This is a genomic window from Flavobacterium sp., assembly GCF_027490375.1.
In the GTDB taxonomy this organism is placed as follows: Bacteria; Bacteroidota; Bacteroidia; order Flavobacteriales; family Flavobacteriaceae; genus Flavobacterium.
In genome coordinates this window covers 16,913-41,033 of the sequence record NZ_JAIXYH010000008.1, presented here as the reverse complement: position 1 = coordinate 41,033, position 24,121 = coordinate 16,913, and the positions used below count along the sequence as shown (strand labels likewise).

The window sequence follows — 24,121 nt, the reverse complement described above, 5'->3', positions numbered from 1 at the left end:
CAAGCATGACAAAAGAACAAATTTTAGCCACATTCGATCCATCACAACCCGGAGCCGCACAGGGACAGTTATTCGGACTCCCGTTTTCGGCCGACCAGAGCGAAATCGTTGTTGTTCCCGCGCCTTGGGAAGCAACCGTAAGTTACGGGAGTGGTGCATCCGACGGACCTGAAGCAGTTTTGGAAGCCTCTTATCAGGTCGATTTACACCATCAAAAATTTCCCGATCTGTGGAAACTAGGCATACACTACGACAGTGAAAACGCAGCTAAATGGAAGTCGGATTCCGATAAAGCTAAAGAACTAGCCCAAAACGTAATCGAGGCTTTGGAATCGGGAAAAAATTTAGCGGATTTCCCCGAATTAGAATCGGATTTAGCCGCCGTTAATCAAGCTTCTGAAAAATTTAATCAAGAAGTTGAAAACCGCTGCGCTCATTGGTTAGGTCAGAATAAATTGGTTGGTTTTTTAGGAGGAGATCACGCTACGCCGTACGGCTATTACAAAGCTTTGGCTGCGAAATTCGGCAGTTTCGGAATTCTGCACCTCGATGCACACATGGATTTACGAATTGCCTACGAAGGCTTTACCTACAGTCATGCTTCGATTATGTACAACACCGTGCAACTTCCGCAAGTCGAAAAACTCGTGCAAGTCGGAATTCGCGATTTTTGCGAACAAGAAGTGCAAGTGGCTCGCGAACATCAAGTAGTGGTATTTACCGATACCGATATGAAGGAAGCAGCTTTCGCTGGAATGACTTGGCGTGAGCAATGCGACCAAATTATCGCTGAGCTTCCGCAACGTGTCGTAATTAGTTTCGATATCGATGGTATGTATCCGTGGTATTGTCCGAACACAGGAACACCCGTTCCAGGCGGCTTTTCGTTTGAACAAGCGGCGTATTTGTTGAGCGAAGTTGTAAATTCGGGCCGCGAACTAATTGGTTTCGATTTGGTTGAAGTAGCGCCTGGTGACGATGATTGGGATGGAAACGTAGGAGCGCGCATGTTGTTTAATATGTGCGGTCTTCTCGCGAAAGCGAACCGAAAAGCCGTTGGCGAACCTATTAATTTCCAGTAAAAATGAAAAAACTGTTGTATTTCCTCGGAGCAATTGTGGTGCTGGTTCTCATAGCCGCACTCGGCATTTACTTACATTTTAAACCCTCGTATTCGGGAACTGCCGAACTGCCCGGTTTAGAAAAGGAAACAACAGTATATTACGATACGTATGCCGTGCCGCATGTTTACGCGTCGGGTGAAAAAGACGCGTTATACGCACTTGGATTCTTACATGCAAAAGAGCGTTTGTGGCAAATGGAATTACTCCGACGTATCGGGAAAGGAGAATTAGCAGCTGTATTTGGTGCACCAGCTTTGAAAGCCGATCAGTTTTTTCTATCCATCGGATTGAACGCGAACAGCGAAACAATCGTAAAATCGCTCGATGTTAATGCGCCCGAATACCAATTAACTCAAGCGTATTTGCAAGGTGTAAATCACTATTTGGCAAACGAAACCTTACCGATAGAGTTTTCTCTTTTAGGCATTGAAGCGCGGCCGTTTAAAATGGTCGACGTTTACAATATTTTTGGATACATGTCTTTTAGTTTCGCGATGGCACAACGCACCGATCCGTTGATGACTAGTATTGGAAAAGATTTAGGCGCAGCGTATTTGAAAGATTTTGGTTTAGATGGCAAATGGAATCAGCTTTCTAACGAAAAACTAAAGACACTGCAATCCGATTTTTCAGAGATTTCTAAAGAAATTAACGAGGTGATGGAATCCATGCCCGTTGGTCCGTTTATTGGCAGTAATAGTTGGTTGATTGCGCCTGAAAAAACCGCTTCGGGAAAAGTAATTTTTGAAAATGATCCGCATATAAGTTTTTCGCAACCCGGAACGTGGTACGAAACCCATTTGCACACACCTGAGTATGAAATTTATGGGCATTATTTGCCGGGAATTCCTTTTCCATTGCTCGGTTTTAATCGTCAGATGGCTTACGGATTGACGATGTTTGAAAACGACGATATCGACTTTTTTACTGTTGAATCTGCTGATGTGAAGCTTGTAAAGTCGCACGAAATAGTTGTGAAAGATTCCACGAAAGTGAAACTCGATTTCAAAGCAACAAAGCTCGGCCCGATTGTTAATGAAACGGTGCAAAATCTGACTAAAGAAACGCCGGTTGTGATGCGTTGGGTTTATTTACAGAAACCGAATAAGTTATTGACGGCTTTGTACGACATGTCGCATGCGAAAAGTTACCGACAGTTCAATGCTGGAAAAGCGAATATTCACGCACCTGGACTTAACGTTATGTACGGCAGCGCCGGCGATACGATTGCGTGGACAGCCTCGGCATCTCTGTATAAATTACACGAATCGGTAAATCCGAATTTTATTTTAGACGGAACGAATCCAACCGATACCTTAACGATTCCGATACCATTTACAGAAAATCCGAGTGAGCTGAATCCGTCTTCGGGATTTATCGCTTCGGCAAATTACGCGCCTAAACCCGTTGGAACATATGCCATTCCCGGTTATTATTTGCCGCACAATCGCCAATCGCGAATTACCGATCTTTTAAAGTCGAAACAAAAATGGACAGCCGAAGATGTGCGCAAGATGGCGTTCGACGATGTTTCGACTGTGAGTAAATTCTGCGCACAGCAAATGGTTTCGCTGATCGATTACCAGAAATTGAATTCCGCAGAAAAAAGCGCATACGATTTGTTGAAGTCTTGGGATGGTGCGTATCGTTCCGATTCAAAAGCAGCTGGAATTTACACCTTGTGTTTGAGCTATATTTTCGAATACACGTTTCGAGACGAGTTGGGCAGCGAGCGTTTCGAACAGCTGATACCTACACATGCATTCAAGCAGAGTTTTGCTCCGCTATTAGCGAATCCGAATTCGGTTTGGTGGGACAACCGCAATACGCCACGTGTGGAATCGCGGGCATTTATTGTTGCTGCGGCATTTCAAAAAGCGGTCGCGGGCATTCCGGTGGGCACGGTTTGGAAAGACATTCATACGCTGGAAGTAGAGCATCCGATTGGAAAAGTTCAAGTATTGCGAAAGTTGTTTAACGTGGGTGGAGCGGGAATTTCGGGCGGAAATGAAGTTGTAAATAGCATGATGTTTGCGTACGGAACCACCCTGCCGTATCAGGTAAAAGCAGGTCCGTCTACACGTCGGGTGATCGATTTTTCCGAAATTGAAAACGCCATGGGTATTTTACCTACCGGACAATCGGGTAATCCGTTTAGCAAACATTACGACGATCAATACGATTTGTTCATCCACGGAAAATTCCGACCGATGTTGTTGAACAAAAGACAAATCGTTGATCACAGCACGCGTTTGGTTTTGAAACCAAACCGGTAGATGCGCGATTCATCGCGCCTCTATAGGCGCAAATAGGCGCGATAAATCGCGCATCAACAGGTAGGCGCGATTCATCGCGCATCAACCAGGTAATTAAAATCCAATATGAAAAAATACCGAAACAAATACCGCACAACAACGGTTCGGGCGCAATGGTGGGATTACGGTTGGAACGGTGCCTATTTCGTTACCCTTTGTACCCATAATAGACAACATTTTTTTGGTAACATCGAAAACGGCGAAATGATTTTATCGTCTGCTGGTAGCATTGCCTACAATCTGTGGAGTTTGATTCCAGATCATTTTGAATATGCCGAGTTAGGTGATTTTGTAATTATGCCCGATCATATGCATGGTATATTGATAATAGATAAACCAGCTCATGCAGAACAAACAACGGAACAGGACCAAAATCAATTAAAAACAGGTGGTATTACAGGAGCTAAAAACCCAATGATCAATGATAATATTTTTCGGATTATTCGCTGGTATAAAAGACGCTGTTCTTTCGAGATAAAAAAATATTACCCCATTTTGCGTGGCAATCTCGATTTCACGACCATATTATTAGAAATCATGCTGAATACCAACGCATTTCATACTACATCGTGAACAATCCTAAAAAATGGGAAGACGGTAAATCGTAAGCTGCCCCTAAAAACCGAACTGCTTAAGAGTGGAAAAATTCTTAACTTTGTATTGTTAGTTTAGACTTTTGCGCTACACAAATTTTTTGAAAAATCTAATTTCAGGAATTTATGAAAACCATGTACACCACATATCATTTAGCTTCTGCACAAGATCTAACTGTTGATATTTTAGAAGCGATCAAGGCTAACTTCAAATCGAAACCTATTGTTATTACTGTAGAAGAAGAAATGGATAATACGACCTATTTAAATTCTACCAAAGCGAATAAGAAAATGCTACATGATTCGATAGTTCAAGATGAAAACGGCGAATATATAGCAGTAAAGTTGTAGGTTCCGTGCGAGACATTTTATTTACACCGTTGGCATTCGAACAATACAACCAGTGGCAAGTTGAAGATAAAAAGGTTTTTAACAAACTCAAAAAGTTAATTAAAGAATGCACTCGAACACCTTTTGAAGGCATTGGAAAACCTGAAGCTTTGAAGCACGAATACACTGGTTATTGGTCCCGACGTATTACTGACGAACATCGTCTCGTTTATCGAGTAGAAGAATCGTGCATTAAAATAATTGCATGTAGATTTCATTATTGAGTTGCATCATTCATTCAAGAACACTAACATCAGTTGTAGCATGATGTACACTGCTGGTTTTTAAACTCACAAGGTCGTTTTTTTAGAACTGTTATTAATTAGGCCTCTTAAATATAGAAACCATTTTACCCACTCTTTCATTTCGGTAACGATTATCCGGGTGAGCGATAGCAGAGATATCCTTTTTGGCCTTTAAGAATTTCCACTAAACGAGGGCCAAAAAGATAAAGCGGATAGCGCGACGGCAGTTTCAATGCTTGTCTGCGAAGCGTTACGAAACAACTGCCGGCACCCCCTAAAAAAATTATCTATAGAAGCTAAAAGTTAGACTCGATGAATTCACCACTTCACGTATCGTTTTTTCTCCCAAACCCAAAATTCGTAGCTGCCTGAGCTTGTCGAAGGATGGCGCACATTTTGGTTAACTGGACGTTCTGTGTTTTCCTCAACGGTATATTATTCCACTAAATTCTGTGGTTTTCAGTGTGTTCTGTGAGCTAAAAAAGCTGCTAGTAGCGCTTGTCGAAACCAACATCGTGTACTTTGTGTAAAACTTCGTGGAACATTGTGCTCCATTTTTAGAAACTAGTCCCGATTGCTATCGGGATAGAGACGAGTTCCGATAGCTATCGGAATAGACTCGATGAATTCACCACTTCACGTGTCGTTTTTCCACCCAAACCCACAATTCGTAGCTGCCTGAGCTTGTCGAAGGATGGCGCACATTTTGGTTAACTGGACGTTCTGTGTTTTTCTCAACGGTATATTATTCGACAAAATTCTGTGGTTTTCAGTGTGTTCTGTGAGCTAATAAAAGCCACTGCTCGAGCTTGTCGAGAACAACATCGTGTACTTTGTGTAAAACTTCGTGGAACATTGTGCTCTTTTTAGAGGCTAGAGCCGAGAAGCTAGTCCCGATTGCTATCGGGATAGACTCGATGAATTCACCACTTCACGTGTCGTTTTTCCTCCCAAACCCAAAATTCGTAGCTGCCTGAGCCTGTCGAAGGATGGCGCACATTTTGGTTAACTGGACGTTCTGTGTTTTCCTCAACGGTATATTATTCCACCAAATTCTGTGGTTTTCAGTGTGTTCTGTGAGCTAAAAAAGCTGCTAGTAGCGCTTGTCGAAACCAATATTGTGCCCATCGTGCAAAACTTCGTGAAACATTGTGCTCCATTTTCAGAAACTAGTCCCGATTGCTATCGGGATAGAGACGAGTTCCGATAGCTATCGGAATAGACTCGATGAATTCACCACTTCACGTGTCGTTTTTCCTCTCAAACCCACAACTCGTAGCTGCCTGAGCCTGTCGAACACCAATCTTTGAATCTTTCAATCTTTGAATTTTTCAATCTTTCAATCTTTGAATCTTTCAATCTTTGAATCTTTCAATCTCGAAATCTTTGAATCTCCTCTAAAATCTATCCGGATTTTCAATCACAGCTGCGGCACGCAATTTTATCTCGGCTAGTTCTGCTGCAGGAATTTTCTTTAACAAAGCCAACATCATGCTCATGCGTTGGTTGTCTTTAAAAAATGCTTGTTTTTCAACGAGGAAATTCCAATACAAGGCGTTAAACGGACACGCATTTTCGCCCACGCGCTCCTTAACGTTGTACGCGCACTTGCCGCAGTAATCCGACATTTTATTGATGTAACTGCCCGAAGAAACATAAGGTTTAGTAGCAATTATTCCGCCGTCGGCCCATTGCGACATGCCGCGGGTGTTCGGTAGTTCGACCCATTCAATAGCATCGATGTAAATGCCCAAGTACCAAGCGTCGACCGCGTCGGGATGCAGTTGTGTTAACAACGAAAAGTTGCCAATAACCATTAAACGCTGGATGTGGTGCGCGTACGCCAAATCCAAACTTTGAGAAATCGATTTTCGCAGACAATTCATTTTCGTATCGCCCGTCCAATAAAATTCCGGCAGCGGATTCGTATTATACAAATGATTCAACTGCGCGTAATTCGGCATTTCTTTCCAATACAAACCGCGCACATATTCGCGCCAGCCCGCAATTTGTCTGACAAAGCCTTCTATTTGGGCAATGCTTATCTTATCATTCGAACGATAGGCGCTGATCGATGCCTCGATAACTTCTGTCGGACTCAAAAATTTGGCATTCATCGCAAAGGAGAGTCGCGAGTGAAACAAAAACGGATCATCGCCGTACATCGCGTCTTCGTACGTTCCGAAAAAGGGAAGCAGCGCCTCACAAAAATGCTTCAAAACGCCGAGTGCTTGATGGCGCGTTATGGGCCAAATCAGATTTTTAGGATCAATGGCACCAAAGTGCGGCAGTTTCGCTTGCAAAATTTCATTGTAAATCGCCGTCACATCATTGTGGAAAACGGGCGGCTTCGGGATCGGAACTTCATTTTTGTACTTCTTCCGATTGTCGTGATCGAAATTCCATTTTCCGCCTTCGGGCGCGCTTCCGTCCATTAAAAATCGATGCTTTTCGCGCATGTTTCTATAAAAACGCTCCATTAAAAACTGCTTCTTTCCCGCGAAAAAGTTTTTAAAATCGGTTCGATTCGTAAGAAAGTGTTCGGTATCGTCGGCGATAATTTTGAAGGGCGACTGTGCACTCAACCCAGCCAGTTCAGCATCCAAACGGTATTCGTCGGGAAGTTGGTAGCGAATTACCGGTGCCGATTTTTCTTTTGCGACATTCAAAAGTAGCTCGGCAAACGAATTTTCGGCAAGTGTATCGTTAATTTTTATGTAGAAAACAGCGTGTCCGTGCGCTTGTAAATCGGCTGCAAATGCGCGCATTCCTGCAAAAAAAGCGGCTATTTTTTGAATGTGGTGTTTTACGTACGCACTCTCTTGCTTGAGCTCGGCCATGACGTACAAAACATCATTTGAAACTTCCGTAAACCAACTGTGATTGCTGTTGAGTTGATCGCCGAGAATGAGTCGGATTTCGCGATACTGTGCTTTTATTTCCGCCATAAATTTCTGAATTCGTATTGCGCGTCGTACATCTCGGCTTGTCGTTGCGTGTTGAATTTTCGATCACGCGGATCGTTTCCTACACCGCTCGTGTACATCCAATTGCCGTAATTCGAATGTACATCGTAATCAATGAGTTGCATTTCAAAGTATTTGGCGCCTAAAAGCCAGTTGAATTCAATGTTCTTAGCCAGAAAACTCGCTACATTTTGCCGACCGCGATTGCTCATCCAGCCGGTTGCTGCCAGTTCGCGCATGTTGGCATCTACAAAATTGTCGTTTGTTTTTCCGGAAATCCATCGGTTCAAGGTTTTTTCGTCGTCTTTCCAAATGTAATTCCGATTGGTAATGCCACCTATGTGGAAAATATTTGAACCGTGTTTTAAGCTGATGTATTTGAAATAGTCGCGCCAAATGAGTTCGAAAATCAGCCAGTACGTGTCTTCGTTAGCACCGAATTTCTGCTCGTATTTCTTGATTTCCCAATAAATGTATCGGGCAGATAATGAGCCATTTGCCAGCCAAGCCGAAAATTTGCTGCTGTAATCTAAACCAACTAAGCCGTTTCGGGTTTGCTTGTAGCTGGAAAGGGCTTGGGTGCCTTCGAAATAATGCTGTAATCGTGCGATGCCGCTGCTGCTTCCGCCAGAGAACGGAAATGCCGAACGCGGGTCGGTTTCAAATGTATCGAATCCTAAATCGCTTAGACTCGGAATTGAGGTAGCGAAATTTGAAATTCGAGCCTCTTTTTTAGAAGCAGCAACCGTCTTGCGAACGCTCGAACGCACTTCAACCACTTTTCGGAAAGCGGTAAAAACCTCCGGAATTTCGCGGTACGACTTAAACGGAATGTCTTTTGGATGAAACAAAAACTGATCGTAAAACGTGTGGTGCTGCACTTTCGGATGATTTTTTGCTATTTGCGTAGACACCAATCGTTCGTCGCGCGTCCATTCTTCCTGATAGAACAAGTGCGAAATGCCGTTGGCTTCGATAAAAGAATCCAGTACGGCAACGCTCGAACCGCGAAAAACTTCTAACGCAATTCCAAAGTCGGCTAGTTGATTGCGCAAATCGACCAGCGTTTCCAACAAGAACTTAGCACGGAATTTCCCCAAAGATTGCAATCCGTACGCGTCTTTTTCAAACCACAAATCGTCGATGATGTACAGGGCAAATGTGGGTTTTCCGTTTGCCAAAGCTGCTGTTAAACCGCTGTGATCGAAGGTGCGTAAATCGTTTCTAAACCAAAGTAAATTAGCCATTTTTTGTTTTATTTCTGCTGCAGCGCTCACTGCAATATTTTACATTTTCCCAATTTTTTTCCCACTTCTTGCGCCAACTGAAAGACTTCTGACAGGTAACGCAGATTTTCTCCGGTAGAAAAGGTTTCTTATGCATGCTGTTATTTTGTTTAACGAAAATATAAAAACATTAAACAAAAGTAGCTTTTTTCACGATATTTGTACGCAGAAAATTATCGGGAAAGATTCTATATAGTTACCTTTGAATTTCATTTCATTTTAATGCAAAAGCCTTTAGATATTGCAGTAGTAGGCAGCGGTTTGGTTGGCTCTTTACTGTCGTTATACTTGCAGCGAGCCGGACATCGCGTTACGGTTTACGATCGGAGTCAGGATATTAGAACGGTCAATTTTTCGGGTCGGTCGATCAATTTGGTAATGTCCGACCGCGGATGGAAAGCCGTTGCTGGCGCCGGAATCACAGACGAAATCAAGAAAATTGGTATTGCTGTCGACAAGCGTGCCATTCACAAGCTCGATTCGTCGGTTGTTTTTCAGCCGTATGGAAAGGAGGGGCAAACGATATATTCGTTGTCGCGCGGTATTTTGAATCGGAAGATGATCGATTTGGCCGAGGCTGCCGGCGTAACGTTTAAGTTTGAAGAGAAAGTTTGGGATATCGATTTAGCGCAGGCGAGCATTCAAACCGGTGAAACGGAACGCGGCGAATGGACGTCGCACCAACACGATTTGGTTTTTGGTTCCGACGGTGCTTTTTCGCGCGTGCGCCACAAAATGCAGCGGCAAAGTATGTTTAACTACTCGCAGGAGTTTCTAAATATAGGCTATAAGGAGTTGCATATTCCGGCAAATCCGGATGGTACGCATCAGCTCGATCCGCATTCGTTGCACATTTGGCCGCGCGGAAATTTCATGCTCATGGCGTTGGCAAACCTCGACGGCAGTTTTACCTGTACGTTGTTTATGCCGCATGAGGGCGATTTTTCCTTTGCATCGCTTACCGACAAGGCGCTACTGGAAGCATTTTTCGCAACGCATTTTCCCGATACCGAAAAGGTAATTCCCGATTTGGTGGAAGATTTCTTTAAAAATCCGACCAGTTTCTTGGTCACCATGAAGTGTTTCCCGTGGACGTACCAAAATAAAGTAGCGCTCATTGGTGACGCTTGCCATGCGATTGTGCCCTTTTACGGACACGGAATGAACGCCGGTTTCGAAGACATCACGGTGTTATTTGAGTTGATGGACGCGCACGGCAACGATTGGAATGCCATTTTCCGTGCCTACGAGAACAGTCGTAAACCCAATGCCGATGCGATTGCCGAGCTGTCGTATCGTAATTTTATGGAAATGAGTTCCAAAACAGCCGACGAGAATTTCTTGTTACAAAAAGAAATCGAGCGTTGGTTTTCCGATTTGCATCCCGATTTGTGGGTGCCTTTGTATTCTCGCGTTACTTTTAGCACCGAGCCTTACCAACAAGCGCTCGAAATGGGCGATTTCCAAAACGCCATCATGGAAAAAGTCTTGGCATTGCCGGGCATCAAAACCAACTGGAAAACGGCCGAGGTTGAAGCCTTTATTTTAAAAGAACTGTTGACGGAAAATCGTTCCTAGTAGATTTAGAAATGGTACGGTTTTTTAGATTGGTTTTTTCATGCTGATTTGCAGTTTTTACAGCTTTACTGTTGACTGAATCCACTGAATTTGGAGCCGATTTCGGTGTAATTTTTTGCGCACAGAATTCACGGAAATCGCAGAATTTGATACAGCTTTTAAGTTTTACTGTTGATCGAATCCACAGAATTTGGAGCCGATTTTCAATCAGCTTTTTTATTTGATACGTATAATTTTCAGTAGCTATTCCGGCTGTTCGCTATAGTCCGCAAAAAATACGGTACGTTCACACGTTTTGCTTCTGGCTTCTTAGGTCGCCATCGCAACACGGTTCACGTAGCCGTATTTTTCTTACGGGCTGCCGCTACCATCCGGGCTAGGGCATACGTTAGTGATGTTTGGTGGAAATGTGTGTATTCCTGTTTGATGGTAGATGGAAAATGTTCATTAATTTACATTCATAATAGCTTTTTTTATGAATCATTAATTAGAAGTTTTTTGAATTGATTTTTTTCTATTTCAGTTTTTTTTGTTCGATTGTAGGGCGATTATTAATGTGAAAAGCAGTGTTTTGGATATAAGAAACGCGCAAGAAAATTTATAATGTAAGTAACATATGTTGTTTTGTATTACATATCTTCCTTTCATTTAAGAACGCTATGCTAATCATGCTTTTTTAATGTATGAAAGAAAACACCGCTTAATTTGTAGAGCTTCTACTTAAATATTTTTCTTAAAAAGGCGCGTTCTTTAAAAACTATATGTATTTTTGTAGAATTATTACAAAGAAATAAAATTTGAAAATACAAATTAAAGATATAACACATATCCAAACTGGAGTCTTTGCTAAGCCTGCAGGTATTGGTGAATTAGTGTATCTACAAGCTAAACATTTCGATGAATACGGGCAGTTGCATACTGTTTTACATCCCGATTTGGCAGCCGACGGCATTTCCGAAAAACATTTACTGAAAGGAGGTGACGTGCTTTTTGCTGCTAAAGGAACTAAAAATTTTGCAGCTGTGTTTGAAAACCACAACGAGCCTGCCGTTGCTTCTACTTCATTTTTTGTTATCAGACCAACTAGCAAAAAATTATTACCTCAATTTTTGGCTTGGGTACTTAACAGCCATGCTACACAAACTTTATTGAAATGCCAAGCTATTGGAACTTCTATTCAATCTATTTCAAAACAAGTTTTGGGAAATTTGGAAATAGCTGTACCAAGCATTGAAACTCAAAAAGCTATTTTGCAAATCACGGAGCTCCGCCACAAAGAAAAATCTTTGAAACAACAAATAGAATCACTAAAAGAGAAACAAATACAACAAATAATTTTAAATGCAATAAAGTTTTAAAAAATGATAAATATACCTTGTCCTAGTTGCGGCTGCCAATATTGTGAAGCAGAAACTTTGTCTGGCGAAAAAGTAAGAATTGAAATTTGCAGATGTAATGACGGTAGCAACGAATTTGATGTTACTATTACCAATGATAATGAATTGGAAACTCAATATGAGAAGCATCAATGTGCTAAAGAGGAATTAGAATCTTGTCTAATTTCTAGATTTAACATAAATATAAAAAGTATTGATCATAAATGTTCAAATTAAAAAGTATGGCTAAAATAACACAGAAAGAAATTAACGATGCCGTTTGGAAAGCGTGCGACACCTTTAGAGGAAGTATTGATCCCAGTGTGTACAAAGACTATGTGCTGACTATGCTATTTTTAAAATATCTCAGCGATGTGCATGATGATATACGAGATGGCTATTTGGCTAAATACAATGGAGATGAGGAGCGCGCAAAACGCGCTATGCAACACGAACGTTTTGTGGTGCCAGAACAAAGTCATTTCAAGTACTTATATAACCATCGAAATGAAGCCAATGTTGGTGAACTTATCAATATCGCATTAACGGATTTAGAAGAAGCTAACCGTGAAAAATTATACAGTGAAGATGGCGCAGGGATCTTCCAAAATATTGACTTTAATACCAGTAAACTTGGCGAACCAAAAGATAAAAATACACGTCTTAAAAACTTACTTCTTGATTTCAATAAGGATGCGCTCAACTTACGGCCTTCACATTTAGAGGGCAATGACATTATTGGAGGAGCTTACGAATATTTGATTTCTAATTTTGCCAGTGATGCCGGAAAAAAAGCGGGAGAATTCTATACTCCAGGTGAGGTTTCTACATTATTGGCCAGGTTGACACAATCTAAACCCGGTTCCCGAATTTGTGACCCAACTTGTGGATCAGGCTCTTTATTAATTAAAGCTGGACAAGAAGTTGGTTCGGATAATTTTTCACTTTATGGACAAGAAGCCAACGGAAGTACTTGGGCTTTGGCAGTGATGAATATGTTCTTGCATGGCTTTGACAATGCTACAATACGCTGGGGCGATACTATACGCAATCCGAAATTGAAAGAAGGTGATAACCTTATGAAGTTTGATACTGTAGTAGCTAACCCACCTTTTTCATTAGATAAATGGGGTAAAGTGGAAGATAAAGATGGCGAGAAAACAACTGTGAGCTATGACCCTGAAACCGATAAATACAACCGTTTTTGGAGAGGTGTACCACCTAAGAGCAAAGGCGACTGGGCATTTATCAGCCATATGATAGAAACACTGAACGAACATGGCAAAGCAGGTGTGGTAGTGCCGCATGGAGTTTTATTTCGTGGCAGCAGTGAAGGCCGCATACGCCAACGCACCATTGAAGAAAATCTGTTGGAAGCCGTTATTGGTTTACCTGCCAACCTGTTTTTTGGCACCGGCATACCAGCAGCTATATTGGTGTTTAATAAACAAAAAACGAGCAATAACTTTTTATTCATTGATGCCAGCAAGCATTACGAAAGTGCCAAGAACCAAAATAAACTTCGCGATAGTGATATTGATCACATCGTAACCACATACCGTGATTTTACTGCCGGAAAATTACAGCCCGGTGTGGTGGAAGACAAGTACAGTTATATAGCTACCGCCGAGGAAATACAAGAAAACGATTTTAATCTGAACATCCCCCGCTATGTGGATACTTTTGAAGAAGAAGATGAAGTAGACATTGCTGCGGTGCAAACTGAAATTGAGGGTCTGGAAAAAGAATTGGTAAAAGTACAGGCAGAAATTAATGAATACCTAACTCAATTAACAAAATGAGTGAAGCACTAAAAAATCGAAAAGCTTTTTATAATACGACTATACCAGTTGACTGGGATGCTTATGAGTTAACCCGAGTATCAGAAAAAATTATGGTTGGCATAGCTAGTGCAGCTACTCATGCTTATCGAAATGAAGGGATTATACTTTTCAGAAACCAAAATATTAAAGAAGGTTATCTTGATGACTCTGATATTTTATATATCGATGAAACTTATGAAAAGGCGCACAAGAACAAGCGTCTTAAAGGTGGCGATATTTTAATTGCAAGAACTGGATATCCAGGAACAGCTTGTTTAGTGCCTGACAAATATATTGGTGCTCAAAGTTTTACAACGCTTATTGTACGACCAAAGCATGAATTAATTGACAAGGAATTTCTTTGTCTCTATGTGAACTCAGAATTTGGACAAGGGTATTTTGAAACTAATCAAATTGGGGGTGGACAGAAAAATGTTAATGCGGGAACTTTAGAAACAATGCCTATTCCAGTCCCCCCACTACCTGAGCAAAAAGCCATAGCCCAAGTGCTCAGCACAGCAGATGCTGCCATCCACACCACCGAAAAACTCATTGCCCAAAAAGAACTCCACAAAAAATGGCTCATGCAGCAATTGCTTACGGGGAAGAAAAGGTTGAAGGGGTTTGGTGGGGAGTGGAAGGAACATTCTTATGAGAAAATACTTAAAGTGGTAAAGAGAAATTTTGATTGGGATGAAAACGAATTGTATAAACTGATTAGTGTTAGACGAAGGTCAGGCGGTATATTCTACCGTGAAGCTTTATATGGTCATCAAATACTAGTCAAAACTTTACGTACAGCAAACGAGGGAGATTTTTTGTTTTCGAAAATGCAAATCCTACACGGAGCATCCGCTTTAGTGACAAAGGAATTCGATGGGGCTAAGATTTCAGGCTCATACATAGCTGTAGTTCCGAAAGATAAAAAGCAATTGAATATGGAATTCTTTCAATGGTATTCACAAACACCCTATTTCTATCATCAAACTTATATCTCAAGTTATGGTGTGCATATTGAGAAAATGACATTTGACTTTGATACGTTTCTTCAACTCGAAATGAAACTTCCATCCATCGAAGAACAAACCGCTATTGCTCAAGTCCTGCTAGCAGCAGATAAAGAAATTAGCCTGCTCAAAGCCAAAGCAGATAAGTTACGGGAGCAGAAAAAGGGGTTGATGCAACAGTTGTTGACGGGGAAGGTGAGGTTGGAAATTGATAAAGTAAAAACTGCATAATAAAGTGAATCGCTTTATTGTGCAAAAACAGATAATAAAATGCTTATGACAATAGCAGAACTAAAAAATATACTCGACTCACTCCGCAATCTCTCAGCAGAAAATGAAGTTGTGGAATTTAAAGAAGCCAAAATAGGCTATGACTTTAATAAGTTAGGTAAGTATTTTTCTGCCCTAAGTAATGAAGCCAACTTAAAAGGTAAGCCTTATGCCTGGTTGGTTTTTGGTGTGGAGAATAAGAAACACAACATTGTTGGTAGTCAGTTTCGGCCGCAACGTAAAGACTTGGACAGTCTTAAAAGTGAGATTGCCAATAAAACTACAAACCGCATCACGTTCATAGAGATTTATGAATTAAATGAGCCCGAAGGCCGTGTGGTAATGTTTCAAATACCTGCTGCTCCCAAAGGTTTCCCTATTGCATTTGATGGGCATTATTACGGCAGGGATGATGAAGAACTGTCTCCATTAAACCTTGAGGAGATTGAACGTATTCGTGCTCAAGCAACAACAGAAGACTGGAGTGCTGCTATTGTTCCAGATGCATCTTTGGAAGATTTAGATGAAGAAGCGATTGCATTAGCAAGAAAGAATTTTAAAAATAAATTTCCTGAAAAAGCCTCTGAAGTTGATGCTTGGGATGATGCTACATTTTTGAATAAAGCTAAAATCACCATTAAAGGAAAGATTACTCGTACTGCCATTATTCTTCTAGGAAAAGAAGAATCCGAGCATTTTATCAATCCGGCAGAAGCGAAAATACGTTGGCTCTTAAAAGACGCCAAGGGTAACGATAAAGATTATGCAATCATTGGTTGCCCTATGATTTTGGCGGTTGATAAAGTGTATGCTAAAATCCGTAACCTGAAATATCGCTACATCAAAGACGGAACGTTGTTCCCGGATGAAGTAAATCAATACGAACCATATTCCATTCGTGAGGCATTAAATAACTGCATTGCCCATCAGGATTATACCAAGCATGGTCGAATCAATGTGGTGGAAATGGATGACCAATTGATTTTTACCAACCTAGGTTCTTTCATTCCAGGCAGTGTAGAAAAAGTAGTAAAAGAAGATGCTCCTGAAGAACATTACCGAAATCGTTTTTTAGCTTCTGCGATGTTTAACCTTAAAATGGTTGATACAGCAGGTGGTGGAATTAAAAAGATATTCAACTTTCAACGTGAACGTTTTTTTCCCATGCCAGACTATGATTTCACAGGTGGTAAGGTTAAAGTCGTCATTTCAGGAAAAATACTTGATATAGAGTATGCACGGTTATTGGCAAGAAATAGAGATCTGACATTGGAAGAGATTATGATGTTGGACAAGGTGCAAAAGAAATTAGAACTAACAGAATTTGAAGAAAAATACTTAAAGGGCAAGAAACTAATCGAAGGCAGGAAGCCAAATTACTACATAGGAATAAAAGTGGCTCAAAAAACAGGTCAGAAAGCTGCGTATTCAAAAAATAAAGCTTTTGACAAGAGCTATTATCTTGATTTAATAGAAAAAGCTATTAGAGAACATAAGAGTTTAGAAAGAAATGAAATAGATGAATTGTTATGGAAAAAGTTACCTGATTGGATGGATGACAAGCAGAGGAAGATTAAGATAAACAACTTGTTATCGGAAATGAGAAAGAAGAACAGAATTGTAAATGAAGGAACAGATACTAAATCTAAATGGGTTCTTGTTGCTTCTAAAAATGATAAAGTCAATTAGAGAGCTATTAGAGATTTAATTAGAGGTGCTATTAGAAGAATTATTAGAAAAACTATTAGAGAAAATGAATAAGCTGCTAATTATCTATATGCCGTTAATGATTCTCTGTATGCTAAAGTTAAAACAGCTAAAGAAGATGTTGAAACAGATGCTGCTATTCTTTGTATTGCAGATACAAGAGATTGAGTTTGTATTCAAGATTGCAGAAAAAGCATTGAAATACAGCAATTTGCAATTTTTAGTACTTGAGATTCAATTCTTTGTATCGGGATCCGGATTCTCTGTATTGGTTCCGGCTCCGGACAAATTCAATTCTCTGTATTCGGCTCTGGATTCTCTAAAAATTAAACAGTAATGGACACACCCAGTTTCAAAGAAGACCATATCAGCCAGATTCCGGCAATACAAATGCTCGTGAATTTGGGCTATACCTATCTAAGTCCGGCGGAAGCCGACAGATTAAGAGGAGGTAAAACTACCAATGTACTATTGGAAGATGTATTGCGGAAACAATTAAAGGAAATCAATAGCATACGAGTAAGTGCCACCAAAACCAGCATCTTCACTGATGAAAATATTGAAAGAGGTATTTTGGCATTAAAAAACTTGCCCATGAACGATGGGTACATTGCCGCTAGTGAAAAGGCCTACAACCTGCTCACGTTAGGTCAGGCTCTGGAGCAAAGCGTGGATGGCGATAAAAAGAGTTTCACCTTACAATACATTGACTGGAAAAACATAGGTAATAATGTGTTTCATGTGACCGAAGAATTCAGCGTCATGCGAAGTACAAGCAAAGAGCATTACCGCCCCGATTTGGTGTTGTTTATCAATGGTATTCCGCTTTGTATTATTGAGTGTAAACGACCCGATATGAAAGAGCCATTGAAACAGGCTATCAGTCAGCATTTACGAAACCAGCAAGAAGATGGTATCAGAAGCTTGTATGTATATTCGCAACTCACATTAAGCATAGCGGCACAAGAGGCGGCTTATGCCACCAATGCTACACCTGAGAAGTTTTGGGCAAAATGGCAAGAGAAGTTCAGTACTAATGAAGAAGAACGCAACTACAAGAATAAATTACAGGAATTCAAAAATAAACCGCTTCCAATTTTTAGCAAAGAGCAGTTGTTTTCTGACCGTTTCAAATATGTTCGCCAATATTTTGAGGCCTTAGAAAAAGAGGAAATTTTGCCAACGGAACAAGATAATTATTTGTTTGGGTTGTGTCGTCCTGAGCGATTGATGGATATTATCTTCAATTTTGTATTGTTTGATAATGGTGAAAAGAAAGTAGCGCGCTATCAGCAGTTCTTCGCAATTAAAAAATCTATGCAACGCATTCGTCATATTGAGAATGGCAAACGAAAAGGCGGTGTGATATGGCATACACAAGGAAGTGGAAAATCACTCACGATGGTTATGTTAGCGCAAGCTATAGCTATGGAACCGAGTATTCGTAATCCCAAAATAGTATTGGTTACCGACCGTACCGACTTGGATGATCAAATTACTAAAACATTTCGCAAGTGTGGTAAGTTTGTTGAAAATGCAACGACAGGCCAACGTCTGGTAGAATTACTGGAAAGTAAAAGTGATGCAGTAGTTACCACTATTATCAACAAATTTGTTGCAGCAGTAAAAAAAATTAACAAACCTCTAGAGAGCCATGACATTTTTGTGTTAGTAGATGAAGGACACCGAACACAGCACGGTACTTTTAATGTTGACATGCAGAAAACACTTCCTAATGCCTGTTTTATAGCTATGACAGGTACCCCGCTTTTTAAGAAAGACAAAAGTACCGCAGCCAAATTTGGGGGTGTGATTGACGCTTACACTGTTGATCAAGCTGTAAAAGATCAGGCTGTAGTTCCACTGCTTTATGAGGGTCGCTTGGCTTTACAAGAAGTCAATGCAAGTCCCATAGATACATTTTTTGGGATGGTTACAGAGCCTATGACCGAATACCAAAAAACGGATATAAAAAAGAAGTTTGCACGACAAGATCATTTAAATTCAGCTGAGCAAAAAATGCGGATGATTGCTTGGAATATAAGCTATCATTTTCGCGATAATTGGCAAGGAAAAACACCCTTTAAAGGCCAATTGGTGTGTGATAAAAAAGTGAACGCGATCAAATACAAGGAGTATCTCGATGAAATAGGCATTGTAAGTAGTGAAGTATTGATTTCATCGATTGATGAAAGAGAAGGCGAAGAAAGCGCTTACGAAAAGTCAACCGAAAAGGAGAAACAGTTTTGGAAAAAAATGATGGACGAACATGGGAATTCAAAAAGCTATGAAAAGAACATCATCAACCGTTTCAAAAATCAAAAAGATCCAGAAATCATTATTGTAGTTGACAAATTACTTACGGGTTTTGATGAACCAAAGAATACAGTATTGTATCTCACTAGAAATTTACGAAGCCACAAACTACTACAAGCCATTGCAAGGGTAAACAGAATTTATCCTGACAAGGAATTTGGCTATATCATTGACTACTATGGTGTAATTGAAAACTTAGATGATGCTTTGCAGATGTACTCTTCCTTAGAAGATTTTGACGAAGAAGATTTGGCGGGCACACTCGCCAGTATTTCGGAAGAAATCCAAAAGTTGCCTCAAAAGCATTCTGATGTTTGGGACATATTCAAAACCATTACGAACAAGCGTGATGCAGAAGCCTACCAGCAAGTATTAAAAGATGAAGCTGTGCGCGTTTTGTTTTACGATAGATTAGCGGCGTTTGCCAAGGGTTTGAAGTTAGCTCTATCTTCCATTCAATTTCATAAAGAAGTTGAAGAAAAGGTAGTTAATCGTTACAAAGAAGATTTAACTATGTTTTTAAAACTGCGATTGGCAGTGGTAGAACGATATAGTGATCAAATTGACTACAAACAATATGAAGGTCAGATTCAAAAACTTATCGATACACATATTACCACTGAGAGAATAGAAACCATTACCGAGCTGGTAAACATTTTTGACAAAGATAAATTTCAGCTAGAAGTAGAAAATACAATTGGGAAAGTTGCTAAAGCAGACAAGATTGCGAGCAGAACTGCAAAGCATATCTCAGAAAAAATGGATGAAGATCCTGCTTTTTACAAAAAGTTTTCGCAATTGCTAAAAGAGACGATTGCCGACTATGAAGCTAAGCGAATCAATGAAGCACAATACCTAAGTAGCGTTCAAGAAATTATGAATAATGTATTAGCTCATACCGATAATGACATTCCTGAGCAATTAAAAGAAAGAGATGTTGCGAAAGCCTTTTATGGATTAACTATTGAGGCACTTACAGAAAAGATTCAGGACAATGTTGTGCGAAAAGAAATTGCTATACATACAGCTTTGAATATAGATAGTTTAATTCTTGAAGCTGTTTTAGAGAACGGAAAACCTATTATTGACTGGCAATACAAAACAAATATTACAGGTAAATTACTTATTGATATTGGAGACTTTTTAATTGACGAAGTTCGAGATAAATATAATCTTGAGTTATCTTTTAAAGAGATGGATAAAATAGCTGAGGATTGTATTGAAGTTGCTAAAATTCGTTACAAGTAATGACAGAAGCAATACAATTTGGTAGCAGAACTATAGATTTTCGTTTGGAGTATTCAGACAGAAAATCACTTGGTATTACTGTAACTCCCGAAATGGAAGTGTTGGTAAAAGCACCGACAGACACTACCATGGAAAAAGTAAAAGAGAAAATAAGAAAAAAAGCACCTTGGATAATTAAACAACAAAGCTTCTTTCTTTCTTTTCAGCCAAAGACACCTAAACGAAGGTTTATTGGTGGAGAAACACATTTGTATTTAGGAAGACAGTATAGATTGCAAATAACCATCGCGAATGACGAATCTGTTAAGTTAAAAGGTAAATTTATTGAAGTTACAGCTCTGGAAAAGTCCCGAGTAAAAGAGTTATTAAACACTTGGTATTTACAACATGCGCAAACAAAGTTTCGTGTTATTGCAGCACCACTTATTGACAAATTCAAAAAATACAAGGTAAGTCCCAACTCAATTGTATTGCGTGAAATGCCAACACGATGGGGAAGCTGTACCCCGAAAGGGAAAATTATATTAAATCCAGAATTAATTAAAGCACCTAAAGGCTGTATTGAATATGTTATTATACATGAACTTTGCCATTTAATACATCACGACCACACACAGAAATTTTTAGATTTACAATCAAGAGAAATGAAAGATTGGGAAAAGTGGAAGATGAAATTAGAAAAATTGTTAGCTTGAGAATATTGCACAAAATATAAATCCCGCTAGCGCGGATTTGCAATCCGTGCCCCATTCCAACCTGCTTAAGATTTTGCCCCATCGAAAAAACCCCTTGGTGTGCATTCTACAATAAAAAACAACAAAAATGGTATGAATTTTAGAATGCAAATTTATACCTATCGACATAGGCAGTTTCACGATTAATCAGTGCAAAAACACGATTGCTAAGTTTGCATCGTGCATTGTTTAAGATATGCGTAGGGTTCTTACCATCCCGCACCTCTGCGCAACCAGCTATATGCTCCCCTTCATAACAGCACACAACTGGCCGTAAAAAATCTCTGATCTATCATTTTGCGGGTGAATAACGAGAGCTTAGTAAGGCGGCGGGGCGGTTAAAGCCAATGGAATCGAGAACATTCAAAAAAAAAGACAAGAAAAAAATAATATTTGAATATGTAATACAAAATCAAAAAGATTTATCTTTGCAACAACAGTACTCGCCACGCTTAATTCTCAAAAAGAATGCGTACCAGGGCGAGTCTTTTGCGTTTTATAGCCCTTGCTGCGCAAATTCTCCCGACTTTGAGCCTTACTATCCCGCTAGCTCTGATTTACTTCGTCTCTTTGGCTTGAGCGTCGGTTGCGATCCGTGTTCTGCTCCATAATCGTTCCCCAACTTCAAGCGCACTTTTCTTTTATAATCATTTCCCATAATCACGAATGTTTTTGCGCACTTTCCCCGCGCGACTGATTGCAGCGGCAGCCCGCAGTGAAGAGGGGCAATAGCCCTCTGAAACGAGGACTACAGCGGAAAGCAGGACGGCAAAAGCTCACGGAATTTCCACTTAGTACTTTTGCCGGCGCGCCCAAATATTAATTTGAATATCCAGTAAACTTTTTGCAGAATTCGTGTTGATGTGCGCTAAATTTCGAAACCGTATCTAAGAGAACGCTTTGTATAAAATTCCGTAATTTCTTTGCTTTTGTTATCTTTTGAGATAACTTTGCGTGATGGCTAGGGAGATCATTTTTTATCAAAACCATTTTATAGAATTTTACCAAAAGCAGGATGAAAAGGTAAAACAGAAGATACAATATGTATTGGAACTGATCAAACAAGTTGATAAAGTACCTGAAAAATTTCTAAAACATTTAACGGGAACAGAAGGGCTGTATGAAATAAGAATTGATTATCAATCAAATATTTACAGGATTTTTTGTTGCTTTGATCGCGGTAAATTAGTTGTTTTATTTAACGGATTTCAGAAAAAAACGCAAAAGACTCCAAACGATGAGTTACAGAAAGCAACAAAATTAAAACAGGATTACTTTAAAAGTAAAAAATTAGAATTATGAAAAAGTACACTGATATTAGAACTTTTGATCAACTAATAGAGGTTGAACATGGAAAAATTGGTACTGCAAGCAGAAATGCTTACGAAGAAAATTCGCAAATGTTTATTGTCAGTGAAATGTTGAAAGCTGCTAGAAAAGAAGCTAAAATTACTCAAGAAGAATTGGCCCAAAAAACAGGTACCAAAAAAAGTTATATCTCAAAAATTGAAAACGGAAAAGGAAATATTCAACTTTCTACGTTAATCAGAATTTTTGAATTGGGATTTAACAAGAGAATTGGAATTACGTTTTTATAAATAAGGACCGCTTTTTGCCCATTAGCCTCAAACCCAAATCGTAACTGATTTAACAATAGCAAAACGAATTACAACACGACTTAAAGCGCACTTTCCCCGCGCGACTGATTGCAGCGGCAGCCCGCAGTGAGGAGGGCGATAGCCCTCTGAAACGAGGACTACAGCGGAAAGCAGGACGGCAAAAGCTCACGGAATTTCCACTAAATACTTTTGCCGGCGCGCCCAAATATTAAATCTCCACCAGTTATGAGCAATCGCTTTGTGGGAGAAGGGTTTTCAAACAGGATTTTGAACCAAACAAGCGAACGCTTAAAATCCGTATTTTTGGTACTGATTAGGCTAAAATGAAAAGTAAGCAAAGAATTTATATTGATACATCGGTTTTCGGTGGATATTTTGACGAAGAGTTTAAAGAATACACTATTGCTCTTTTTGAAAGAATAAAAGATTCTGAGTTCACGATTCTTTATTCAACAGTTACTCAAGATGAACTCGAAAATGCACCTGAAAAAGTTAAAGAATTGGTGAAAAGCTTACGTGTCGAATTAACCGAATTTATTGATTTAACAGTGGAAGCAGTTGATTTAGCGACAGTCTATATCTCTGAGAAAGTAGTTGGACAAACAAGTTTTGCAGATTGTTTACACATTGCTTTAGCAACAATAAACAATGCCGACTTTTTAGTAAGCTGGAATTTTAAACATATCGTGAACATCGAAAGAATAAGGGGATATAACTCAATTAACATAAGAAACGGTTACAAGCAATTGGAAATACGTTCGCCGAGAGAATTTGAAAAATATGAAGACAACTGAAAAATCATTTGACGCAGTTAAATTTATGCGTCATGAGCGAGATAAATTGAGCGAGAAGTTATCTAAAATGACAAAGCAAGAATTATTAGAGTACTTCAAAAAACGTTCAGCACAAGGAACTATAAAGCCGTGTTCGTAAAAAAACAGCTGACTTTTTTTAATTGTAGCAAATAGTGGTAAACGATTAAAGCAAGCTACCCTTTTTATGCCGAACGCACTTTAACTCGCTTTTCCTTCTAAATGCACGGGTTTTACTTTGCTGGCCGGACGTAATAAAACGCGTAAAGTGCTGTCGTTACTGAAATAACTGAACGCCCAATTGACAAAAATAGAGAGTTTGTTTTTGACCGATAAAATGAGCATGAGGTGAATAAACATCCAGGCGAGCCACGCTAAGCGACCTTGAAAACTGAAATTCGGCAAATCGACTACCGCCTTGCGTTTTCCAATCGTTGCCATCGAACCTTTATCAAAATACTCAAACGCTACTTTCGGCTTGTTTTTAAGCTGATTTTTCAAATTATCGGCCAAAACTTTTGCCTGCTGAATGGCCACACTTGCCACCTGCGGATGCGTATTCGGATATTTTGGTGTAGTCATTGCCGCAATATCGCCCAAGGCATAAATGTTGTCGAAATTGGGCAAGGCATTGTATTGATCGACCACAAAACGGTTGCCGCGCGTGCGTTCGGCGTTTTCCAATCCGCTAATTTGATTCCTTGCTGCGCAA

The 24,121-nt window shown here is 39.8% G+C and carries 22 protein-coding genes; 18 read left to right on the top strand and 4 right to left on the bottom strand.

All coding sequences use genetic code 11. The features are described 5' to 3' along the window. Nucleotides 1-5: 5 nt before the first annotated feature. From Q0064_RS01190 to Q0064_RS01170, 5 genes are all read left to right on the top strand, one after another. Nucleotides 6-1,082, top strand: a complete 1,077-nt coding sequence (locus Q0064_RS01190) for an agmatinase family protein (protein WP_298143053.1) — start codon at nt 6-8, stop codon at nt 1,080-1,082. 2 nt (nt 1,083-1,084) lie between these two features. Beyond that, entirely contained in the window at nt 1,085-3,400 is a 2,316-nt protein-coding gene (locus Q0064_RS01185; protein ID WP_298143050.1) for a penicillin acylase family protein, read from the top strand. Between the two features lie 105 nt (nt 3,401-3,505). Beyond that, nucleotides 3,506-4,012, top strand: a complete 507-nt coding sequence (locus Q0064_RS01180) for a transposase (RefSeq protein ID WP_298143046.1) — start codon at nt 3,506-3,508, stop codon at nt 4,010-4,012. A 155-nt stretch (nt 4,013-4,167) separates the two neighbouring features. Further along, a complete protein-coding gene (locus tag Q0064_RS01175; protein WP_298143043.1) occupies nt 4,168-4,383 on the top strand; it encodes a hypothetical protein in 216 nt (71 codons plus the stop codon). Nucleotides 4,384-4,388: 5 nt separating this feature from the next. Further along, the gene (locus Q0064_RS01170) at nt 4,389-4,646 is read left to right on the top strand and encodes a Txe/YoeB family addiction module toxin (protein WP_298143040.1); all 258 of its coding nucleotides are present in this window, start codon (nt 4,389-4,391) and stop codon (nt 4,644-4,646) included. A 1,418-nt stretch (nt 4,647-6,064) separates the two neighbouring features. Here the strand turns inward: Q0064_RS01170 and Q0064_RS01165 are convergent. Genes Q0064_RS01165 through Q0064_RS01155 form a run of 3 tightly spaced genes read right to left on the bottom strand, consistent with a single transcriptional unit; the run spans nt 6,065 to nt 9,016 of the window. After that, nucleotides 6,065-7,615: a cryptochrome/photolyase family protein gene (locus tag Q0064_RS01165; RefSeq protein WP_298143037.1), complete on the bottom strand. Its 1,551-nt coding sequence runs from the start codon at nt 7,613-7,615 to the stop codon at nt 6,065-6,067. After that, nucleotides 7,603-8,880: a DASH family cryptochrome gene (locus Q0064_RS01160; RefSeq protein WP_298143034.1), complete on the bottom strand. Its 1,278-nt coding sequence runs from the start codon at nt 8,878-8,880 to the stop codon at nt 7,603-7,605. The genes Q0064_RS01165 and Q0064_RS01160 overlap by 13 nt, the downstream gene beginning before the upstream one ends. Continuing rightward, nucleotides 8,873-9,016: a DUF2256 domain-containing protein gene (locus Q0064_RS01155; protein ID WP_298143032.1), complete on the bottom strand. Its 144-nt coding sequence runs from the start codon at nt 9,014-9,016 to the stop codon at nt 8,873-8,875. The genes Q0064_RS01160 and Q0064_RS01155 overlap by 8 nt, the downstream gene beginning before the upstream one ends. A gap of 125 nt (nt 9,017-9,141) precedes the next feature. On the opposite strand from Q0064_RS01155, the gene Q0064_RS01150 reads away from it, so the two are divergent. The 13 genes from Q0064_RS01150 (at nt 9,142) to Q0064_RS01090 (ending at nt 23,530) form a co-directional block, all read left to right on the top strand. After that, entirely contained in the window at nt 9,142-10,497 is a 1,356-nt protein-coding gene (locus Q0064_RS01150) for an NAD(P)/FAD-dependent oxidoreductase (protein ID WP_298143029.1), read from the top strand. Between the two features lie 797 nt (nt 10,498-11,294). Then, nucleotides 11,295-11,855 (top strand): restriction endonuclease subunit S, encoded by a 561-nt coding sequence (locus tag Q0064_RS01145; RefSeq protein ID WP_298143026.1) that lies wholly within the window; start codon nt 11,295-11,297, stop codon nt 11,853-11,855. A 3-nt stretch (nt 11,856-11,858) separates the two neighbouring features. Then, on the top strand, nt 11,859-12,110 hold the full coding sequence (locus tag Q0064_RS01140; RefSeq protein WP_298143022.1) for a hypothetical protein: 252 nt from the start codon (nt 11,859-11,861) through the stop codon (nt 12,108-12,110). Nucleotides 12,111-12,115: 5 nt separating this feature from the next. Continuing rightward, nucleotides 12,116-13,675: a type I restriction-modification system subunit M gene (locus Q0064_RS01135; protein WP_298143019.1), complete on the top strand. Its 1,560-nt coding sequence runs from the start codon at nt 12,116-12,118 to the stop codon at nt 13,673-13,675. Next, the gene (locus Q0064_RS01130; RefSeq protein WP_298143016.1) at nt 13,672-14,934 is read left to right on the top strand and encodes a restriction endonuclease subunit S; all 1,263 of its coding nucleotides are present in this window, start codon (nt 13,672-13,674) and stop codon (nt 14,932-14,934) included. The genes Q0064_RS01135 and Q0064_RS01130 overlap by 4 nt, the downstream gene beginning before the upstream one ends. A 45-nt stretch (nt 14,935-14,979) precedes the next feature. Further along, nucleotides 14,980-16,662, top strand: a complete 1,683-nt coding sequence (locus Q0064_RS01125) for an RNA-binding domain-containing protein (RefSeq protein ID WP_298143013.1) — start codon at nt 14,980-14,982, stop codon at nt 16,660-16,662. A gap of 64 nt (nt 16,663-16,726) precedes the next feature. Then, nucleotides 16,727-17,017: a hypothetical protein gene (locus Q0064_RS01120; RefSeq protein WP_298143010.1), complete on the top strand. Its 291-nt coding sequence runs from the start codon at nt 16,727-16,729 to the stop codon at nt 17,015-17,017. Continuing rightward, entirely contained in the window at nt 17,017-20,244 is a 3,228-nt protein-coding gene (locus tag Q0064_RS01115; protein WP_298143007.1) for an HsdR family type I site-specific deoxyribonuclease, read from the top strand. The genes Q0064_RS01120 and Q0064_RS01115 overlap by 1 nt, the downstream gene beginning before the upstream one ends. Further along, nucleotides 20,244-20,939, top strand: coding sequence for a SprT family zinc-dependent metalloprotease (locus Q0064_RS01110; protein WP_298143004.1), 696 nt, complete (start codon nt 20,244-20,246; stop codon nt 20,937-20,939). Before Q0064_RS01115 ends, Q0064_RS01110 begins: the two co-directional genes overlap by 1 nt. Nucleotides 20,940-21,935: 996 nt before the next feature. Then, nucleotides 21,936-22,280 carry a type II toxin-antitoxin system RelE/ParE family toxin gene (locus tag Q0064_RS01105; protein WP_298143001.1) on the top strand — a complete coding sequence of 115 codons (345 nt, stop codon included), beginning with the start codon at nt 21,936-21,938 and terminating at the stop codon, nt 22,278-22,280. Then, on the top strand, nt 22,277-22,576 hold the full coding sequence (locus Q0064_RS01100) for a helix-turn-helix transcriptional regulator (protein WP_298142997.1): 300 nt from the start codon (nt 22,277-22,279) through the stop codon (nt 22,574-22,576). Before Q0064_RS01105 ends, Q0064_RS01100 begins: the two co-directional genes overlap by 4 nt. Before the next feature lie 344 nt (nt 22,577-22,920). Continuing rightward, nucleotides 22,921-23,391 carry a type II toxin-antitoxin system VapC family toxin gene (locus tag Q0064_RS01095; RefSeq protein ID WP_298142994.1) on the top strand — a complete coding sequence of 157 codons (471 nt, stop codon included), beginning with the start codon at nt 22,921-22,923 and terminating at the stop codon, nt 23,389-23,391. Continuing rightward, complete coding sequence (locus tag Q0064_RS01090; protein ID WP_298142992.1) at nt 23,378-23,530, top strand: hypothetical protein; 153 nt, start codon at nt 23,378-23,380, stop codon at nt 23,528-23,530. Before Q0064_RS01095 ends, Q0064_RS01090 begins: the two co-directional genes overlap by 14 nt. A gap of 80 nt (nt 23,531-23,610) precedes the next feature. On the opposite strand, the gene Q0064_RS01085 is transcribed toward Q0064_RS01090, so the two are convergent. Beyond that, nucleotides 23,611-24,093: a hypothetical protein gene (locus Q0064_RS01085; protein ID WP_298142990.1), complete on the bottom strand. Its 483-nt coding sequence runs from the start codon at nt 24,091-24,093 to the stop codon at nt 23,611-23,613. Nucleotides 24,094-24,121 lie beyond the last annotated feature (28 nt).

What these genes read in the sequence shown, in the direction of transcription:
- Q0064_RS01105 (WP_298143001.1), top strand. Translation starts at nt 21,936, where the DNA reads ATGGCTAGGGAGATCATTTTTTATCAAAACCATTTTATAGAATTTTAC.
- Q0064_RS01115 (WP_298143007.1), top strand. Translation starts at nt 17,017, where the DNA reads ATGGACACACCCAGTTTCAAAGAAGACCATATCAGCCAGATTCCGGCA.
- Q0064_RS01125 (WP_298143013.1), top strand. Translation starts at nt 14,980, where the DNA reads ATGACAATAGCAGAACTAAAAAATATACTCGACTCACTCCGCAATCTC.
- Q0064_RS01090 (WP_298142992.1), top strand. Translation starts at nt 23,378, where the DNA reads ATGAAGACAACTGAAAAATCATTTGACGCAGTTAAATTTATGCGTCAT.
- Q0064_RS01160 (WP_298143034.1), bottom strand. Translation starts at nt 8,880, where the DNA reads ATGGCTAATTTACTTTGGTTTAGAAACGATTTACGCACCTTCGATCAC.
- Q0064_RS01180 (WP_298143046.1), top strand. Translation starts at nt 3,506, where the DNA reads ATGAAAAAATACCGAAACAAATACCGCACAACAACGGTTCGGGCGCAA.
- Q0064_RS01185 (WP_298143050.1), top strand. Translation starts at nt 1,085, where the DNA reads ATGAAAAAACTGTTGTATTTCCTCGGAGCAATTGTGGTGCTGGTTCTC.
- Q0064_RS01190 (WP_298143053.1), top strand. Translation starts at nt 6, where the DNA reads ATGACAAAAGAACAAATTTTAGCCACATTCGATCCATCACAACCCGGA.
- Q0064_RS01130 (WP_298143016.1), top strand. Translation starts at nt 13,672, where the DNA reads ATGAGTGAAGCACTAAAAAATCGAAAAGCTTTTTATAATACGACTATA.
- Q0064_RS01175 (WP_298143043.1), top strand. Translation starts at nt 4,168, where the DNA reads ATGTACACCACATATCATTTAGCTTCTGCACAAGATCTAACTGTTGAT.
- Q0064_RS01155 (WP_298143032.1), bottom strand. Translation starts at nt 9,016, where the DNA reads ATGCATAAGAAACCTTTTCTACCGGAGAAAATCTGCGTTACCTGTCAG.
- Q0064_RS01165 (WP_298143037.1), bottom strand. Translation starts at nt 7,615, where the DNA reads ATGGCGGAAATAAAAGCACAGTATCGCGAAATCCGACTCATTCTCGGC.
- Q0064_RS01150 (WP_298143029.1), top strand. Translation starts at nt 9,142, where the DNA reads ATGCAAAAGCCTTTAGATATTGCAGTAGTAGGCAGCGGTTTGGTTGGC.
- Q0064_RS01140 (WP_298143022.1), top strand. Translation starts at nt 11,859, where the DNA reads ATGATAAATATACCTTGTCCTAGTTGCGGCTGCCAATATTGTGAAGCA.
- Q0064_RS01110 (WP_298143004.1), top strand. Translation starts at nt 20,244, where the DNA reads ATGACAGAAGCAATACAATTTGGTAGCAGAACTATAGATTTTCGTTTG.
- Q0064_RS01100 (WP_298142997.1), top strand. Translation starts at nt 22,277, where the DNA reads ATGAAAAAGTACACTGATATTAGAACTTTTGATCAACTAATAGAGGTT.
- Q0064_RS01135 (WP_298143019.1), top strand. Translation starts at nt 12,116, where the DNA reads ATGGCTAAAATAACACAGAAAGAAATTAACGATGCCGTTTGGAAAGCG.
- Q0064_RS01095 (WP_298142994.1), top strand. Translation starts at nt 22,921, where the DNA reads ATGAAAAGTAAGCAAAGAATTTATATTGATACATCGGTTTTCGGTGGA.
- Q0064_RS01120 (WP_298143010.1), top strand. Translation starts at nt 16,727, where the DNA reads ATGAATAAGCTGCTAATTATCTATATGCCGTTAATGATTCTCTGTATG.